Origin of the sequence: Candidatus Synechococcus spongiarum SH4 (genome assembly GCF_000586015.1) — a bacterium.
Classification (GTDB): domain Bacteria; phylum Cyanobacteriota; class Cyanobacteriia; order PCC-6307; family Cyanobiaceae; genus Synechococcus_B; species Synechococcus_B spongiarum_F.
The window spans coordinates 1-15,045 of sequence record NZ_JENA01000001.1; the positions used below are offsets into that span (position 1 = coordinate 1).

Consider the following 15,045-nt stretch of genomic DNA (forward strand, 5'->3'; position numbering starts at 1 on the left):
TGGCTTCATGCAGAGAAACAACCACAAAGCAGGCCAGACGCCCTCGGACCCGGATGCAGGAGTGCTCTGACGCAAACCACCATAAGACCCCATCTCCCACAGGACCTCTCGCCGGCAAGACCTTTGTCCTCACCGGCGCCCTGTCCTCCCTCAGCCGCGCTGAAGCGCACCAGCGGATTGAGGCGGCAGGAGGAACTGTAAGAAATTGCGTCAGCAGGAAGACCACCCACCTGGTGGCCGGCTTCAATCCGGGGAGCAAGCTGGACAAGGCCCGCAGCCTTGGGCTGGCGATTCTGGATGAGGATGGCCTGTTGAAGTGTTTAGGGCCTCGGCCCATATGACAAAAACTGCGCCAGACTGAAGGTTGTTTTCCCCGTCAGGTCATGGACCAAGGCATTGAACGCTGGATCAAAACGGACTGTGGTCGCGCCAAGTACGCCCACTTGGCTCAGCGGGCTCAGCGTCATGGCCTCATGGCCCGCCTGCGTCTGTACTGGTTTGTGGCCATTGCCGTGTTGCGGGACGTTGTCCTGTCCCCCGTCAGCCGCAGCATTCGCAATTTGTTCCGGGCCGCCTGATCAGGTGTCCGGTTCATTGAGTTGCTTTTTCAGCACCCGGCTGGCGGTGCGTCCCACCACCCACACCACGGCAAAGGTGGCTGCCACGCCAACGAGGCGAAGAAGAAACTGGGACTGCTCCAGGCCGCCATCCAACGTCAACCCCTGGCGGACTGTATCGCCAATGTAGATGTAGAGGATGGTGCCGGGCAGGATGGCGGCCGAGGCTGCCATGTAGGCCGGGAAGCGCAGGTTGCTGGTGAGGGCGCACACCAGGTTGATCAGAACAAAGGGAAACAGCGGCGACAACCGCAGAAGCGCCACCAGCTTCCAACCCTCGTCCCGGCTCAGCGCCTGTTCCACCCGTTGCAGGCGGGGGTTCTGCTCCAGTTTCCTCTGGGCCCGGGGACGCAGCCACCGGCGCGTGAGAAACCAGTTCCCGGCCATGCCCAGAAAGGCGCCCGCCAGCACCGCCAGCACCCCGAGCCGCGGCCCGAACAAGGCGCCGCCCAACAGAGTCAGCACCGAGCCCGGCACATAGAAGGTGACCGCCAGGGCATACAGGGCAATAAACACGATCCAGCCCACCGGGCCCAGTTCCCTGAGGAAGGTCTCGATGTGTTCGATCAAGGGCGACATGGCGGTGGTGGCGGGGATCTGGGACCGGGGCTAACCCTGTGCAGGATGGGGCGGGAACGCCCTCCCTTAGCCCAGGGAGGCTAGACGACCTTGGGCCAACTGGTACTGCTGCTGAGCCTCGCTCAGATTAGAGCGCACCCTGCTCACCACGTCCTGGGGCGCCTGATCCAGAAACCTGGGATTGTGCAGGCGCTGGGAAAGGACGGCGATCTCCTTCTCCGCCTTGCCGAGATCTTTCTGCAGGCGTCCCCGCAGGGCCTCCATGTCCACAAGACCACCGACCGGAAGCAGGATTTGCAGGTCACCACTGACGGCGCTCAAACAGCGGGGCAGGTTGACAGCGGTGCTGCTGATGTTCACCGTCCCGGCCTTGGTGAGGCTGGCAATGTCCGCTTGCGTCTCCTGTAGCAGTTGGCACAATGCTTCATTATCGCTCACAAGAAGCACGGCCGCCGTCTGGGAGGGTTTCAAGCCCGCCACCGCCCGCAGGTTGCGCACCACGCGAATGGCGTCAATGAGGGCTGCAAACTGCTGTTCAAGCTGATCATCCAGGTGGCCCTGATCCAACCGGGGCCACTGCTGCAGGGCCAGGAAGGCATCAGGATGGGCGCCGGTCAGCCGATGCCAGAGTTCCTCGCTGACGTGGGGCATGAAAGGGTGGACCAGGGCCAGCAGTTGCTCAATCACCAAAGCCAGAACCTGCTGGGCCGTGTGGCGATCCTCCGGACTGTTGCCGTTGAGGCGCCGCTTGAGCAGTTCAATGGTCCAGTCGCACACATCGTTCCAGGCAAACTCATAGAGGATCCTGGCCGCTTCCCCCAAGCCGTAGTTGTCCAGCTTCTCCGCCATGGTCCGGCTGGTGCGCGCCAAGCGGGAAAGGATCCAGCGATCTGCGATCAAGAGTTTGTCGGGATCCGGCGGACCAAGGGATGCGGGGGTGGCCCCATCCAGGTTGAGCAGGGCAAAGCGGGTGGCATTCCACAACTTGTTGGCAAAGTTCCGCGACACCTCGACAATGTTGGAGGCCTGGGCGACGGGATCGAAATCCAGACGAATGTCCTGCCCTGCTCCCGCCACACCCCGCACCAGGGCGAAGCGGAGGGCATCCGCCCCGTAGCGTTCACAGAGCACCAGAGGATCGATCCCGTTGCCTGCGGATTTGCTCATCTTGCGGTTCTGCTCGTCCCGCACCAGGCCATGGATGTACACGTCGGCGAAGGGCATGGCGCCGGTGCAGGCCGAGGCCATCATCGTCATGCGGGCCACCCAGAAAAAGATGATGTCGAAACCGGTGAACAGGGTGCTATTGGGATACCAGCGCTGCAGATCGGCATTCTCTTCGTCCGGCCAACCCATGGTGGAGAAGGGCCACAGCGCGCTGGAAAACCAGGTATCGAGAACGTCTTCATCCTGTTGAATTGTTGCCTCCGGGCCATAACGGCGCTGCGCCTCTTCATGGGCTTCCACTTCGTTGCGGGCCACCACGTAGGGCGTATCACTGCGCAGTTGGTTGTCGGTTTCACTCACCACAAACCAGGCGGGAATGCGATGCCCCCACCACAACTGGCGGCTGATGCACCAGTCGCGGATATCCGTGAGCCAGTTCCGGTACACCTTGGCCCAACGCTGGGGAACAAAGCGGGGGTGTTCCTGGTCCAGGGCTTTCAGGCAAGCCTCCGCCAGAGGCTTGGTCCGGACAAACCACTGGGTGGAGAGCAGGGGCTCCACCGGAACCTTGCCCCGGTCGGAATAGGGAACGCTGTGGCGGTAATCCTCTACTTTCACCAAAGCCTGTTCCGCGGCCAGAGCGGCCACAACCGCCTGTCTCGCCTCGAAGCGGTCCAGGCCGCGGAACGGGCCGGCAGCTTCAGCCATGCGCCCGTCCTTGTCCATGATCGTCACCAGGGGGAGGCCATGGCGGCGACCCATGGCAAAGTCGTTGGGGTCATGGGCCGGGGTCACCTTTACGCAGCCGGTGCCGAATTGGGGGTCCACGTGATCATCGGCAATGATGGGAATCTGGCGACCCACCAGGGGCAGGGTGAGGGTACGCCCCACCAATGGCCCATAGCGCTCGTCGCCGGGGTTCACCGCCACCGCCACGTCCCCCAGCATGGTCTCGGGGCGGGTGGTGGCCACCTCCAGGTGACCGGATCCGTCGGTGAGGGGATAGCGGAAATACCAGAGACGACCGTCCACTTCTTTCATCTCCACCTCCAGGTCACTCACGGCCGAGCCGGAGGCGGGGCACCAGTTCACCAGGTATTCCCCGCGATAAATCAGACTCTTCTCATGCAATCTCAGGAAGGATTCCTGCACAGCCCGACTGAGCCCAGGATCCAGGGTGAAGCGCTCCCGTTGCCAGTCCACGGAAAAACCCAGACGACGCAACTGGGTCACGATTGTTCCGCCACTCTCCTGTTTCCAGGCCCAGGCTCGCTTCAGGAATGCTTCACGGCCAAGCTGGTCTTTGCTGGTCCCTTCCTGGGTCAGTTGTTTCTCCAGAAGGGTCTGCACCGCAATGGAGGCGTGATCCGTACCCGGCAGACAGAGGGTGTTGTACCCCTGCAACCGCTTGAACCGCACCATGGTGTCAATCAGGGCCGCTTCAAAGGCATGGCCCATGTGCAAACTGCCCGTCACGTTGGGGGGTGGAATCACCACCCCGTAGGGCTGGCCGGGGGCCTGGGGATCCGGGTGGAACGCACCACAGCGCTCCCAGGCCGACTGCCAGCGGGATTCCACGGGCTTGGGGTCGTATTGCCCCATTGCCGCCATGGCCGGGGGGGTGGCCATCGGGGGCTCGTCCACCCCAGGCCCGCCCTTTTCCATCACGGCGAGCATCACCTGGCCATCCCTGATCTCGATGGCCATCCGATCACCGGGCGCCAAACCCAGTCGTCTCGTATAGGCCTTGCCAATCAGCAGGTTTCCGTTGCCCTGAATCCTGGCTGCAAAACCCAGTTGACGGCCCCCTTGGGGGGTACCGCCAATCCGCACGCCTTTGGCCTGGAGCAGCGCCTCGTAAAAGGCGGTGAACTTGAGACGTTCACGGCCATCCTTTGTGGTGGTGACGTAGCCACAGGCGCGGATGACTTCTGCTTTGCTGGCGCCAGAAAGCTCATGGACCTTGTTGAGAAGCTCTGTGTGTTGGAGCATCATTCAGGCGAAGGGGTTTGCGTCATCGTTCAACAAGGCTTTTCAGCAGCCCGGGACCGGTGGGGGGGGCGGCGGGGATTGCCTCAAGCGGCGAACACTCACTCCTCCCCGCCGTCGTCCTCGGCGCCCAGGGGAACAAGACGGATGTGTTTCCGGCCCAGCTTGATCTCAAACTCGTCACCGGGGTTCAGGCCAAGTTTCTTGGTGTAGGCCTTGCCAATGAGCAAATTGCCGTTGCCCTGAACCTTGGCCATAAAGCTGAGTTTGCGCCCGCTCTTCGCACCACCGCCGCGCCCAATCTCCACACCCTTGGCATCAAGAACCGCCTCGTAGAAAGCCGTGAAATTAAGGCGATCACGCCCATCCTTGGTGGTGGACACGTAGCCACAGGCGCGGACCACATCCGATTTGCTGGCGTCAGCAAGCTCGTGGACTTTTTTGAGAAGCTCTGTTTTTGTCAGCATCGTTTGGACCAAAAGAGGATTCCTGGACGCTAGTCAATCTAGCATGCTGCGGCGCCAGTGCGAAACACGAGAACAAGGAATCTTTCCCGAGGCCCCACCGTCATGGCCCCCTCTACACAAGCGAGGCTGGCGGAAACAGATACAGATGGGCGATCCAGGGTTCGAACCAGGGACATCCTGCTTGTAAGGCAGGCGCTCTACCACTGAGCTAATCGCCCGATGATGCATCATCCAGCGCCTTGGGGTTTCACCGGAAGCGGGTGAAGCCGGAGCATGAATCCCGCACCCTAACAGCCTAACAGCATGGGATTCCGTGAATGCCGTGGGAGCGCGGTCTCGGCTGGACAACCTGTTCAGGCCCCCAGGTCCGGTGCTTGCGACAGTGGTTCATGGCCCACTCTCTGCAATGTTCTCAGCGCCTTGAGACAGGCCTTCAGGGAACGGTGGTCACCGTAAAGCGCCAACTCCTGTCTCTGCATGACGGGAAATGTTGAGTAAATGTAACGAATCTCCTCCTCGCCAGTGATGCCGTAGAGAAGGAAAAACAGGGCGTCAAGTCTTGCACGCAGATGGAGACGGCGCTGAGGATTCCAGACAAAGGGCGGCCCCCCATGGCCCAGATCACGGGCAAAGGCCGCAAGGTCCCAGGCTGTGTAGGTGAGTTCCAGCACGGCAGCCCTGATGATTGTCGCGGCTGTGGTGGAACCGATGCGAATGTTGAAGCCGTCCGGAGGCACAACAGGGAGTTGTTCGAGGACATGGAGGGTCAAACTGGTTCCGTAAAGCTTCTGGCGGACGACGAAATCAAAAACGATGGAATTTAGATTGGCAAGAATGAAACAGGCCCAGATCCCTCGCCTGCTGATGTTACTGTTTAATAACAACAGGGGAAGCTTATGGCTGACGGCAGCCCGGGGCAGAATCGCTGCAACCATGGTTCTCATGTTTGTTGTTGCTGTGACGTCCTTGAAGGCAACCACCCATGAATCGGGCCAGGACCAATGCCTGGCGTCCACCTTGACGTAATGGCGCCAACGGGGGCGCCGCTCGGGACTGACCTTTTCAGCGTTCCGCAACGGATGTTGCCGGGCAGGACGAAACACGTTGCTCCTGCTGACCACAATATCGGCAGCGCGATGGTCGAATGCCTGCATCATTTTCCCCTCATAGAGGGGCAACCAGCCGCGGCCTTCAGGGGCGCTGCGAAAGAGGTGGGAGTCGGCGCTCATGTCAAACATCCTCCTGTAGGTCACGGGCCATGGGCGATGGATCCTGCCCCCTGATCGGTTGACCAGCACCGGGAGGCGTTGATAAATCCCTGTGGTGATCCGGGCATCCCGCCGGCTCCGGAACAAAGGCGCCGTCCCGGTGTTGGGATTGACCCGGGCAAAGTCGTCCGCACCCAGAAGAAACCGCCGCTCCGGGTCCTTCAACTCGGCAATGCCGCCGAGGCGGAAGGCACAGCGGGCCGTTCCGACCACGGGGGAGGAACTGGCTCCTGGACCCTTCCGGGCAACAAAGACACAAAACCGCAAGGATCCATGAACGTCAGGGAAGAAAGTCTTTCTGTTCTCGAAGTCGTACAAGACCTTCAGGCGCCCTTCCTGTACAACACGGCGGAAAAACCTTGCCCCCGTCTTCCCGGAGGCCAAGCTGGAGGGCGTTAGCATGCCCACCAGTCCACGGGGCTTTACCAACGCCATGGCTCGCTCCACAAAGAGGGCGTAGAGATTGAGATCACCCCCGGACAGCAGGGGATAGTCTCCACAGGATTTGGCCACCCGGGCCGTTGCTGCCGCATGGGCCGCCGCACGGGCATAAGCCACGGCCTGGGGAGCCTGGAGGCGTTGCAGTTGGGCAACGCGCTGCCGCCGCGCCGCCGCATGGGGCGCCCAGGCCACCTCAGGGCAGTTTTGTGCAAACCATTCCACCTGTTGGAGTTTCACCCTGTCCCAGGGCGGATTGCCGATCACGGCATCAAAACCACCGCCGTGATGATCGCCGTCCCCCTCCGGCCAAAGACCGGGACACGCCAACTGCCAGTGAAAAAACCGCTCTTCGTTGATAACGGCGTTCATCCGGTCCAGGATCCGGACCAGTTCCGGCTCAGTGACCGGGACAACGCCTGTCACCACATGAACGGGATTGCCCCAACGGCCACCCCACAGGTCATGAACAAGGTCCCGGTCCTGGGCTGGCGCCGATTCCAACCAGTGCCCTGCATGAATGGCGGACAACACGGTCTCCAGCGGCCCATTGGCTTCCCGCAGGGCGCGCCAATGCTGGCGGCTGGCGGGGTTTGGCAACCTTGTGGCGTCCATTGCGGCAATGGCGGCAGCGGCCTTGCGGCGGGACTGCAGCAACGTCTGTAGCGTTGCCCATCCATCTGCATGGCGAATGGTCTCCACCGCATCCCTGATCCAGCAGCCAAACAGACTGTTGCCGCAATGCAGATGATGATTCAGGTGTCCTGGGTCCGGAGAATTGCCGTGGAGCATCAATGCCATCCGTGCCAGATCCACAGCCATGGGGTCCTTGTCCACGCCGTAGATACAGTGCTGTAGCACCAGATTGCGCGCCGTTTGACCGTTGTCAATGGGTGAAGGTCGACTCGATGCGCTGACGGCAAGCACGGCGTCGCCGAGATAATCCAGAAGGCCAAGGAGAAAATTGCCCGTGCCCATGGCGGGGTCGCAGATCTTCAAGTTGAGCAGTTGCCGGACAGAGCGACCTTGCGCCAACGGGGCGATGGTTTCCTGAAGAACGAGATCCACCAGAGCCCCTGGGGTGTAATAGCAGCTTGCGGCTTTGCGGGATAACCGGTTGGGCGCCATGGTGAACCGGTCCCCGTCACGCTTCAGCCTGTAGGCCATGAGTTGCTCATATAACGCGCCAAGCTGCTCGATTGCCAGGTCGGCATAATCAATGGGCTGGCCTTGACGGGTAAAGCACAGCCCCATCAACACAGTGGCCACCGTCTCGTCACTGCACGCTACGGCCGCCAGCAGCGGCGCCCGCTCGGCCGAGAAGATGCCCTGTCCCGGTCGCCCCGGACGGGATTGACGGCGGGCAATGTCCCGGAAGAGGGCGGCAATGGTGGTCCAGTGGTTGTGCTGTTCCCGGGACGCAATCGGCCCCCCGGGCCGGGTCTCCGCCACCCTGCTGACCAGACCATGGAGACTGTTGCGATTGCCCGATGTGCCGGAGTCCAGAAGGCCGCGGCTTTCTCCGTAGAGAAGGAACAGCAGGCGATAGAGCAGCACCAGGCCGGCCTCCCGCACCAGGGCCGCTGGCGCTGTGGGGGCAGCCTGGGCCACAGCCGTTGCCAGAGCCGGGAACACCTGATGACAGGCCTGCTGCTTGAATGCCGTGGCAATGCGCTCCTGATGGCGCCCATGGGCGGTCAAGGCGGTCTGCAGCCAGCATTGACCGTCCTGGCGCCGCCCCAGGGCCTGGGGGCGGAAAAACACCACAAACCGCTTCAGGAGGTGGGGCTGTTTGAGCGCCTGGAGCAGTTGCACGTCCAGAAATCCCTGGGCAACGGAGCGGGCCTGGCCGTCGTACAATCGCCAGCAGTCGCCATTGGTGAGGATGCCCCAGCGGGGCCGTCCCACTTGGCGCAGCACAGCGACCATGGCGGCCGCCGGCGCCGGCTGGCGGTCGTGGCCCTGGTCCAGATTGACCTGCCATGCCGTTGTCTTGAGCACCATCAGGCCTTGCCCCTCCCGCCATCCCAGACAACGGAGCACGGGCCAGATCAGGGTATGTCTTGCGGTGTCCGCCCCCCTGGATGGGAGGCCGGCGCTGATGCTGGAGACAATGGACGCCAACTCCACCCTGGTGGACTCCAGTTGCTGATTGTCCAGGGTTTGCCAGGGCTGGGTGTGTTTCAGTTCCCCATCCAGAAAGCTGCGGCTGAACAGACGTCCTTCCCCTGTCTTGACCCACGCTGCATCAGGGGCGTCGTGGGTCAAGCCGTGGACATGGGCATGGGTCACCATGGCTCCAGCGCCACTGTTTTCCCCCATGGCTGCCCTGCTTTGGACCCCGGAACTCCGCCATAACCTAGAACGCTGGCTGCAGGAGGATCTGGGACGCGGCGATCTCAGCGCCCCTGCCGTGGCGGATGCTCAAGGCTGTGCCGTCTGGCTTGCCAAAGCGCCAGGCCGCTTCTGTGGCGGCCCATTGGCTGCCCGGTTGTTCCAACTGCTGAACCCGGCGGTGCGGGTGCAGGTGCTGGTGGCGGACGGGAAGGACGTGGTTGCGGGCACGGAACTCCTGCGCCTCCATGGTCCCGCCGCAGACCTGCTGGCGGGTGAACGGGTGGCCCTGAATCTGGCCATGCGTCTGTCGGGTGTGGCCACGGCCACCGCCCGGTTGGCGGGGCAACTTACGGGCAGCGGCATCCACTTGGTGGACACACGCAAAACCACACCCGGCCTTCGTCTGCTGGAGAAATACGCCGTCCGTTGTGGGGGTGGCCTGAACCACAGGATGGGGCTGGATGATGCGGTGATGCTGAAGGAAAACCACCTGGCCTGGTGCGGTGGCATTGTCCCTGCGCTGCAGCGGGTGCGGGCGCAAGCGCCCTGGCCGGCGCCGGTGATTGTGGAAGCGGAAACCGATGCCGAGGCCCAGGCGGCTGTGGGGGCTGGCGCTGAAGGGGTTCTGCTGGATGAGTTCACCCCGGAGGCAGTGGAAGAACTAACCCCCAAGCTGCGTCACCTGGCCAGGCAGCGGGGGAAGGCCCTGGTGCTGGAAGTTTCCGGCGTCCAACCCGAGCAATTGCGGGCCTACGCCGCCTGTGACATTGACCTCATCTCCACCAGCGCTCCTGTGACCCGCTCCTCCTGGCTGGATCTCGCCATGCGCTTCTGCAAAGCCTGAGCAAAACCGGAACCGGGAGTCCAACAGCCGTAACCCTGGATTCCCCAAGAGATGGTCTTTTCCCCCATGTCTCCGCGCCAGGGGATCGGCGGGGCTGTTCCTGTGGCGCCACAGTCTCCGTCCTGGTCAAGCCCCTGGTCAAGCCCACGTTCACCGTGACGGAAGGGTCCCTTGGCCCCCTGATCCGGAATTGAGATTCTTCCAGGAAGCAACCTGTTTGAGATCGTTGGCTTGCAGGTAGACCCTGGTGATGGTGAGTTCCGGGAAGCGCCGCTCAGCGTCCTTCAAGGTTCCTCCAACGCTTAACCCTTCCATGAGCAAGGTTCCCGGCCCCCCTAGAGGGTCGATGTAATCAATATGAAAGGAGCGGCGCGGGGCGCTTTTCAGGGGCTGGTGGGGGTACATGGCCATCGGCGGGACACATGGGAGCCAGGATCCCATGCCTCAACCGTCGAATCTCCTCTTTTCTCCCTTCGGATCATAAAAATTGACCTGACGCTCCGCTCCGGGCCATTGGCCCCGTTGGCCTAAGGCTGACTCCAGGCGCACTCCGCCGTGGTAACGAGGGTGCGTGTGGTAAAATATTCGGTCTCATAGGAGCATTGGCCAGTGATATCGGCGTATTTGCCTGTGCCGCCCACCAGGTTCATACGGCCTGTTCCCCCGCTGTTCGCCTCATCCAGGCCCTCCTGTTTCCTGATTGAGACGAAAACAGCCTATCTTCGCCATGGGCCTGCGTTTCGGTGAGTGCAAGGCCCCGTCAAGCTGATGCCATCAACGGACTCTTCCGAGAACACCACACAGGATTGGAGAAAGTTCCGGCCATGTTGAATCTGTTTATAGGAGTAGGCAAAATGACCAACCACAGTAAATTGACCACTGGTTTGCGCGAGAACGGGAGACAGGGGCGTTACCAGGCCAGCCATGATCAGCGATGATCAGCCAGGTGGTGGACTTCCGCAAGAAATCCATGGAAATGCCATAGAAAAACCACTGCTTAGCGTAGTATGGCGTCACGGAAAGAAATCCAATGGGGGCGGGATGCGGAAACGACGGAAGTTGAGCCTTGCCCAGCGTTTGTCTAGGGCGTGCTCCAGTTGCAATCCGCCATCAGTACGCCAAGGCTTGGGATGAGGTATTGGACGTCATAGGTGCAGTGGCTTGTTATGCCCATGTCTTTCCCGTACCGCCAACAAGCTCTAGGCGCCCCTCCCCCCTGTTTGGGATCCCATGGGGTCGCCTTGGTTTCTGTAGACCGACATCCAGGCTTAGTCTCCATCTCCACCATCCTCTTGAGATCGCTCTGAGAACACAACACAGGATCTTAACAAGCTTTGGCCATGGTGGAACAAGGGACCGCTGCTGCTTGTCACCGCTGCGCTGCCTTGCAAACCGCCCGCTGTAAAAACCGTGCCGTTTTGCTTGAGATTGGTGTAGTTGTAGGTGGAACTGAGCACCATGGAGAATTCCCCCACGCTTGGGGCCAGAACTGGGGACATTGGCGCCAGCAACACAGCCACCGTCAGCCAGAGTCTTGATTTGCAGAGTATCGCCATGGCATGCGGGGGGCGGATTTGTCGGGGAAGCTTAGATCTGGAAAGCAGACGCTTGTGCTTGAGAGCCGCATATCGGACTCCCGTTGCGGCAAACTATGGTTTCCTGCTCCACCTCAACTGAAGCTGAAGGTCGATCTGAAGCGCGTCCTGCTCCGCTCCCCATGGCGTTGGGCGCTGCTGTCCCTACCCCTGCTTCTGCTGGTGGCGGTGTTCTGGGGAGGCCAACAGGTTCTCTCACCGGAAGCGCGTCACCGCTTCCGCCGCCCTGGCGATGTGGTGTTGCTGGGCATCGATCCCATCGGCGCCAATGCCGACGTGGTGGTTGCGATTCGCCTGCAGCGCGGCCAAACCCGGATCACCCAGATTCCTCGCGACACCTTTACCCATAGCGAGGCCCTGGGCTCCTGGAAAATCGGCGAGCTGTACAGCCTGGCCGGAGCCGAGGCTGTTCAAGAAGAGGTGGCCCATCTTGTGGGCGCCGATTTCCCCCACCTTGTGGTGGTCCATGAAGGCGTTGTGGCCGCATTGGTGGACGCCCTCGGCGGCCTGACCGTCACGGTTCCAACGCGGATGGTCTATCGCGACCGGAGTCAGGGCCTGTTCATCGATCTGGAGCCAGGTCGGCAGAAGCTCAACGGCCAGCAGGTGGAACAGTTTATCCGCTGGCGTGGTCGGGACGGCGACATCGGTCGACTGGAACGGCGGCAGGAGGTGATCGGCGCCTTGAAGGACGTTTTTCAGAACCCGGCCACCTGGGCGCGCCTGCCCATGCTGATACAGGTCCTGGAAGAGGAGGTGAAGGCGGGGCAGTTCGTTACCAACCTGGATCTCCAAGACCTCCCCACCATTGCCAAGCTCTTTACCAGCGGTGGAGCCGTCGTCGATACCCTGCCGGGTCGTGAGGATTACTACAGGGGATTGAGCTACTGGTTTGCCGAGGAAGGAGATGCGCCCCCTGAACCTGTCGGTCTTTCACCACGGCAAGACTTCCTGCTCCAGCAGCAGGATACCCTGCCCTCCGAGCCTGCCCCGCCCCCCGAGAGGGGCGCCTTAACCCCTGAGTTTGTACCGCCCGCCCTGCAGGACAGGTTGCCGTTTCCTGCCCCGCCCCCGGTGGTTCCCCCACCCATAAAGCTACCCGTAGAGCCCGTGGAGCAGAACAACGATCAAACGGGGGAACCATAAGGGGCAGTTGCGGGCTTTGCCGTGCTCCCTTTGGCTTTGATCACCGCCCTCGTGCTCTGGGGCACTGCGGCGGCGGTGCAGACCTGGGCCCAACTGCGCCACCAGCAGGTGGCGCGCCAGGAGACTGCCCAGCAGCGCGCCGATGCGAATCACAACGAACGCATGAGCCACCTTCAGGCCAAGGCCCAGGCTGGCGAGGGTTCATGATGCCCATCCTGAAGAGACAGCCTTTGCGGCTCCACGGCTCCAGGGACAGCGCCGGCTTCACCCTGGTGGAGGTGGTGGTGAGCAGCAGCATTCTTGCCTTTGCCCTGGCGGGCAGCTTCCGGGGCTGGAGCCAGGGGCAGGCCCTGGTGCAACAGGCCAACCAACGACAGGTGCTCCTGGATGCCGTTGAGCAGGACCTGCAACGGCAACAGGGCTTCGTGATTCAGCAGTTGAAGACCAAGGCGCCCTGGGCGTGTGAAATGCCCCTGGCTGAGCTGCGGGAGAAACTCAAGGCCCTCCCCCATGACCTGCCGGAAACCGTGGAGCGCCAGTGGTTCATGGACGATGCATCGCCCGTGCTGGCCATTCGCTATTCCTCCCCCAAATTGCAAGCGCCGCGGGAACGCTTGCTGGCATTCGAGAGAAGAGGTTCCATTTGTGATGAAGCCGTTTGTGACGACAAAGCCAAAGCCATGGTCACCGGGTCAGGTTCGGGAGACCAGGATCCGGCAGGAGGCGGGATTCAGCCTGGTGGAACTGCTGATCACTGCTGTTCTGCTGAGCCTGCTGGCGGGCCTTGTGCTGCCCAGGAGTCAGAACTGGCTGGCGCGGCAACGCCGTGACGGGGCTGTGCAGTCCCTGTTCCATGGTCTGGAGGTGTCCCGGTCGGGGGCGGCGGCCAAGGGCAAAGCCTGTGCCATGGCCCTGACCCCGTCCGGCTGGGGGGAGCCCCTTGACAGCGCTTCTCCCACCTGCTCCGGCATCCGTGACCTCACCGCCACCGCGCCGGGGCTGCGCATCACCACCAACATGACCCGGGACGTGGAGATTGGCCCCACGGGACTGTTCAGCGGCGCAGGGGGCACCGTGGTGGTGGGTCACAGGGACCTGACCATGGAGCGCTGCTTCGTGATTGCCCTGCCCCTGGGCACCGTCCGCACAGGGGTCTACGACAGCGACAAGAACAAGTGCGTCAAACATGAAAAGGACAACTAGGCCCTGGGTATTGCCACCTCATTTCAGACAACGGGGCGCCCATCAAGGTGACGCTGGCGGCTTCACCTTGATGGAGTTGCTCATCGTGTTGCTGCTGGCCTCGGGATTGGCCCTGGTGTGCTTCAACGCGCTGCTGGCGGACGGGCAGGTGGTGGGGCGCATGGCCAAGGGTTGGCGGCAGCGACAAGAGCGGGAGCGGGCGTTGGATCTGATCCGTCACGACCTGATCCAGGGAGACGACGTGTTGCTGAATCCAGCCCAGGCCCAACACCGCTGCTCCATGAACAAGCGCCAGCCGGTGTTGGTGATTGCCACCAAAAAAGCCGGGCCGATCACCTATGCCATCGGTCCTGCCCCCTCCAGCATTTGGGCCAGCCGCGTGCTGCTGCGTTGTGGGCCGGCCTTCACCAAAGCCGGTGTGTGGAGCCAGAAGGCTTTCTTAAACCGGGTGCTCATTGACAGGCTCCAACCTCCGGAAACACCATGGCAGCAGTGCCCTACAGCCAGGGGTGTGGAGGTGGGCAACTCCTTCCCCCTCCCCCTGTCCGTCTGCATGGAGCCCGACACCGGCCTGGTGACGGTTCGCCTCAGCCAGGGCCGGGAGGATTCCACCGCCAGCGCCGTGGTGGGCCTCCACAACCTCGTGGGGGCAGATTCCCAGGAGGACAAGACAAACAACTGAACCCCTGTCCCACGAGGGAGGGAGCAGGGGGCGCAGCACCGCAGGAAGCAAGGAGATGACTCACTTCTTGGCAGGAGTGGCTTGAATCCTTGTGGCATCGCCACTGGCCTCAATAGCGAATATCCCGCTTTGAGAAAGTGTGATGTTGTTACCCGTGATATTAACTTGGCATTTATCATTTTGCCGCGTAACGGCCCACTGGATAATTGCATGTTTGGGATCTTTTGCAAGACGATCATACTCCTTGTCACCGGTTTCTGGCATCTTCCCATTATCAATGAAATAGGAGAGGCAGTAGGACATCAACCCCCGGGCCTGGATATTGGCCGCATTGATCTTGGCCTTGTTCTGTTGCCCCAGAAAAGCGGGCATGGCCACACTGGACAACACGCCAATGATGACCACAACAATGAGCAACTCCACCAGGGTGAAGCCTGTTGCAGCCGGAGGGTGCTTCCGGCCTGGCTGGCGCCACGATTGTGACCGCAACGGCAGCCGCCGGGGTCGGGAACCGGGACGGTGGCCACCCATGGGGGCGGGGGCAGGTGTTGGCGGATTGACGTTTGGCGTCCACCGGCCGGTTTGAGCTTGCCGGAGCAGGTCTAGGGTGAGCTTCAATGCTTGCGAACGGTCAACCATGGGGAATGGCGGCGCGGTTGTTCCCATGGTTCCCTCACCTGCCGCGGTTGACCCATGACCCGGATTCCTGCTGG

At 61.9% G+C, this 15,045-nt stretch carries 15 protein-coding genes and 1 tRNA gene; 9 read left to right on the top strand and 7 right to left on the bottom strand.

What is annotated here, in order from left to right:
• Window positions 1-53: 53 nt before the first annotated feature.
• Together BG35_RS0100005 and BG35_RS0100010 are read left to right on the top strand one after the other, a co-directional pair.
• The gene (locus tag BG35_RS0100005; protein WP_025781132.1) at window positions 54-341 is read left to right on the top strand and encodes a BRCT domain-containing protein; all 288 of its coding nucleotides are present in this window, start codon (window positions 54-56) and stop codon (window positions 339-341) included.
• A 42-nt stretch (window positions 342-383) separates the two neighbouring features.
• The gene (locus tag BG35_RS0100010) at window positions 384-578 is read left to right on the top strand and encodes a hypothetical protein (RefSeq protein WP_025781133.1); all 195 of its coding nucleotides are present in this window, start codon (window positions 384-386) and stop codon (window positions 576-578) included.
• On the opposite strand, the gene BG35_RS0100015 is transcribed toward BG35_RS0100010, so the two are convergent.
• From BG35_RS0100015 to BG35_RS0100035, 5 genes are all read right to left on the bottom strand, one after another.
• The gene (locus tag BG35_RS0100015) at window positions 579-1,196 is read right to left on the bottom strand and encodes a TVP38/TMEM64 family protein (RefSeq protein ID WP_025781134.1); all 618 of its coding nucleotides are present in this window, start codon (window positions 1,194-1,196) and stop codon (window positions 579-581) included.
• 66 nt (window positions 1,197-1,262) lie between these two features.
• A complete protein-coding gene (locus BG35_RS0100020) occupies window positions 1,263-4,358 on the bottom strand; it encodes a valine--tRNA ligase (RefSeq protein ID WP_080687945.1) in 3,096 nt (1,031 codons plus the stop codon).
• 95 nt (window positions 4,359-4,453) lie between these two features.
• Window positions 4,454-4,819 carry an AbrB family transcriptional regulator gene (locus BG35_RS0100025; RefSeq protein ID WP_025781136.1) on the bottom strand — a complete coding sequence of 122 codons (366 nt, stop codon included), beginning with the start codon at window positions 4,817-4,819 and terminating at the stop codon, window positions 4,454-4,456.
• 146 nt (window positions 4,820-4,965) lie between these two features.
• Window positions 4,966-5,037, bottom strand: a tRNA-Val gene (locus BG35_RS0100030).
• 135 nt (window positions 5,038-5,172) lie between these two features.
• Entirely contained in the window at window positions 5,173-8,847 is a 3,675-nt protein-coding gene (locus BG35_RS0100035; RefSeq protein WP_025781137.1) for an Eco57I restriction-modification methylase domain-containing protein, read from the bottom strand.
• Here BG35_RS0100035 and nadC point away from each other — a divergent pair.
• Window positions 8,846-9,706 (top strand): carboxylating nicotinate-nucleotide diphosphorylase, encoded by an 861-nt coding sequence (nadC, locus tag BG35_RS0100040; protein ID WP_025781138.1) that lies wholly within the window; start codon window positions 8,846-8,848, stop codon window positions 9,704-9,706. The two genes, BG35_RS0100035 and nadC, sit on opposite strands and share 2 nt — an antisense overlap.
• Before the next feature lie 150 nt (window positions 9,707-9,856).
• On the opposite strand, the gene BG35_RS0100045 is transcribed toward nadC, so the two are convergent.
• Window positions 9,857-10,117 (bottom strand): hypothetical protein, encoded by a 261-nt coding sequence (locus BG35_RS0100045; protein WP_025781139.1) that lies wholly within the window; start codon window positions 10,115-10,117, stop codon window positions 9,857-9,859.
• 1,148 nt (window positions 10,118-11,265) lie between these two features.
• On the opposite strand from BG35_RS0100045, the gene BG35_RS11310 reads away from it, so the two are divergent.
• The 5 genes from BG35_RS11310 (at window position 11,266) to BG35_RS11315 (ending at window position 14,332) form a co-directional block, all read left to right on the top strand.
• Window positions 11,266-12,447, top strand: a complete 1,182-nt coding sequence (locus tag BG35_RS11310; RefSeq protein WP_080687946.1) for an LCP family protein — start codon at window positions 11,266-11,268, stop codon at window positions 12,445-12,447.
• Between the two features lie 21 nt (window positions 12,448-12,468).
• The gene (locus tag BG35_RS12900; protein ID WP_161632476.1) at window positions 12,469-12,654 is read left to right on the top strand and encodes a hypothetical protein; all 186 of its coding nucleotides are present in this window, start codon (window positions 12,469-12,471) and stop codon (window positions 12,652-12,654) included.
• Window positions 12,651-13,277 carry a PulJ/GspJ family protein gene (locus tag BG35_RS0100065; RefSeq protein WP_034416184.1) on the top strand — a complete coding sequence of 209 codons (627 nt, stop codon included), beginning with the start codon at window positions 12,651-12,653 and terminating at the stop codon, window positions 13,275-13,277. The genes BG35_RS12900 and BG35_RS0100065 overlap by 4 nt, the downstream gene beginning before the upstream one ends.
• On the top strand, window positions 13,186-13,650 hold the full coding sequence (locus tag BG35_RS12525; protein ID WP_161632477.1) for a hypothetical protein: 465 nt from the start codon (window positions 13,186-13,188) through the stop codon (window positions 13,648-13,650). Before BG35_RS0100065 ends, BG35_RS12525 begins: the two co-directional genes overlap by 92 nt.
• Before the next feature lie 67 nt (window positions 13,651-13,717).
• Window positions 13,718-14,332, top strand: a complete 615-nt coding sequence (locus tag BG35_RS11315; RefSeq protein WP_236619717.1) for a hypothetical protein — start codon at window positions 13,718-13,720, stop codon at window positions 14,330-14,332.
• A 60-nt stretch (window positions 14,333-14,392) separates the two neighbouring features.
• Here BG35_RS11315 and BG35_RS12905 read toward each other — a convergent pair whose 3' ends face one another.
• Window positions 14,393-14,821 (bottom strand): type II secretion system protein, encoded by a 429-nt coding sequence (locus tag BG35_RS12905; protein ID WP_269087810.1) that lies wholly within the window; start codon window positions 14,819-14,821, stop codon window positions 14,393-14,395.
• Between BG35_RS12905 and BG35_RS13785 the strand changes: the two genes are divergently transcribed.
• Window positions 14,770-14,892: a hypothetical protein gene (locus BG35_RS13785; protein WP_269087811.1), complete on the top strand. Its 123-nt coding sequence runs from the start codon at window positions 14,770-14,772 to the stop codon at window positions 14,890-14,892. The genes BG35_RS12905 and BG35_RS13785 overlap by 52 nt on opposite strands.
• The last annotated feature ends 153 nt before the right edge of the window (window positions 14,893-15,045 follow it).

What these genes read in the sequence shown, in the direction of transcription:
- BG35_RS0100045 (WP_025781139.1), bottom strand. Translation starts at nt 10,117, where the DNA reads ATGGCCATGTACCCCCACCAGCCCCTGAAAAGCGCCCCGCGCCGCTCC.
- BG35_RS0100010 (WP_025781133.1), top strand. Translation starts at nt 384, where the DNA reads ATGGACCAAGGCATTGAACGCTGGATCAAAACGGACTGTGGTCGCGCC.
- BG35_RS11310 (WP_080687946.1), top strand. Translation starts at nt 11,266, where the DNA reads ATGCGGGGGGCGGATTTGTCGGGGAAGCTTAGATCTGGAAAGCAGACG.
- BG35_RS0100065 (WP_034416184.1), top strand. Translation starts at nt 12,651, where the DNA reads ATGATGCCCATCCTGAAGAGACAGCCTTTGCGGCTCCACGGCTCCAGG.
- BG35_RS0100020 (WP_080687945.1), bottom strand. Translation starts at nt 4,358, where the DNA reads ATGATGCTCCAACACACAGAGCTTCTCAACAAGGTCCATGAGCTTTCT.
- BG35_RS0100005 (WP_025781132.1), top strand. Translation starts at nt 54, where the DNA reads ATGCAGGAGTGCTCTGACGCAAACCACCATAAGACCCCATCTCCCACA.
- BG35_RS0100015 (WP_025781134.1), bottom strand. Translation starts at nt 1,196, where the DNA reads ATGTCGCCCTTGATCGAACACATCGAGACCTTCCTCAGGGAACTGGGC.
- BG35_RS0100035 (WP_025781137.1), bottom strand. Translation starts at nt 8,847, where the DNA reads ATGGGGGAAAACAGTGGCGCTGGAGCCATGGTGACCCATGCCCATGTC.
- BG35_RS0100025 (WP_025781136.1), bottom strand. Translation starts at nt 4,819, where the DNA reads ATGCTGACAAAAACAGAGCTTCTCAAAAAAGTCCACGAGCTTGCTGAC.
- nadC (WP_025781138.1), top strand. Translation starts at nt 8,846, where the DNA reads ATGGCTGCCCTGCTTTGGACCCCGGAACTCCGCCATAACCTAGAACGC.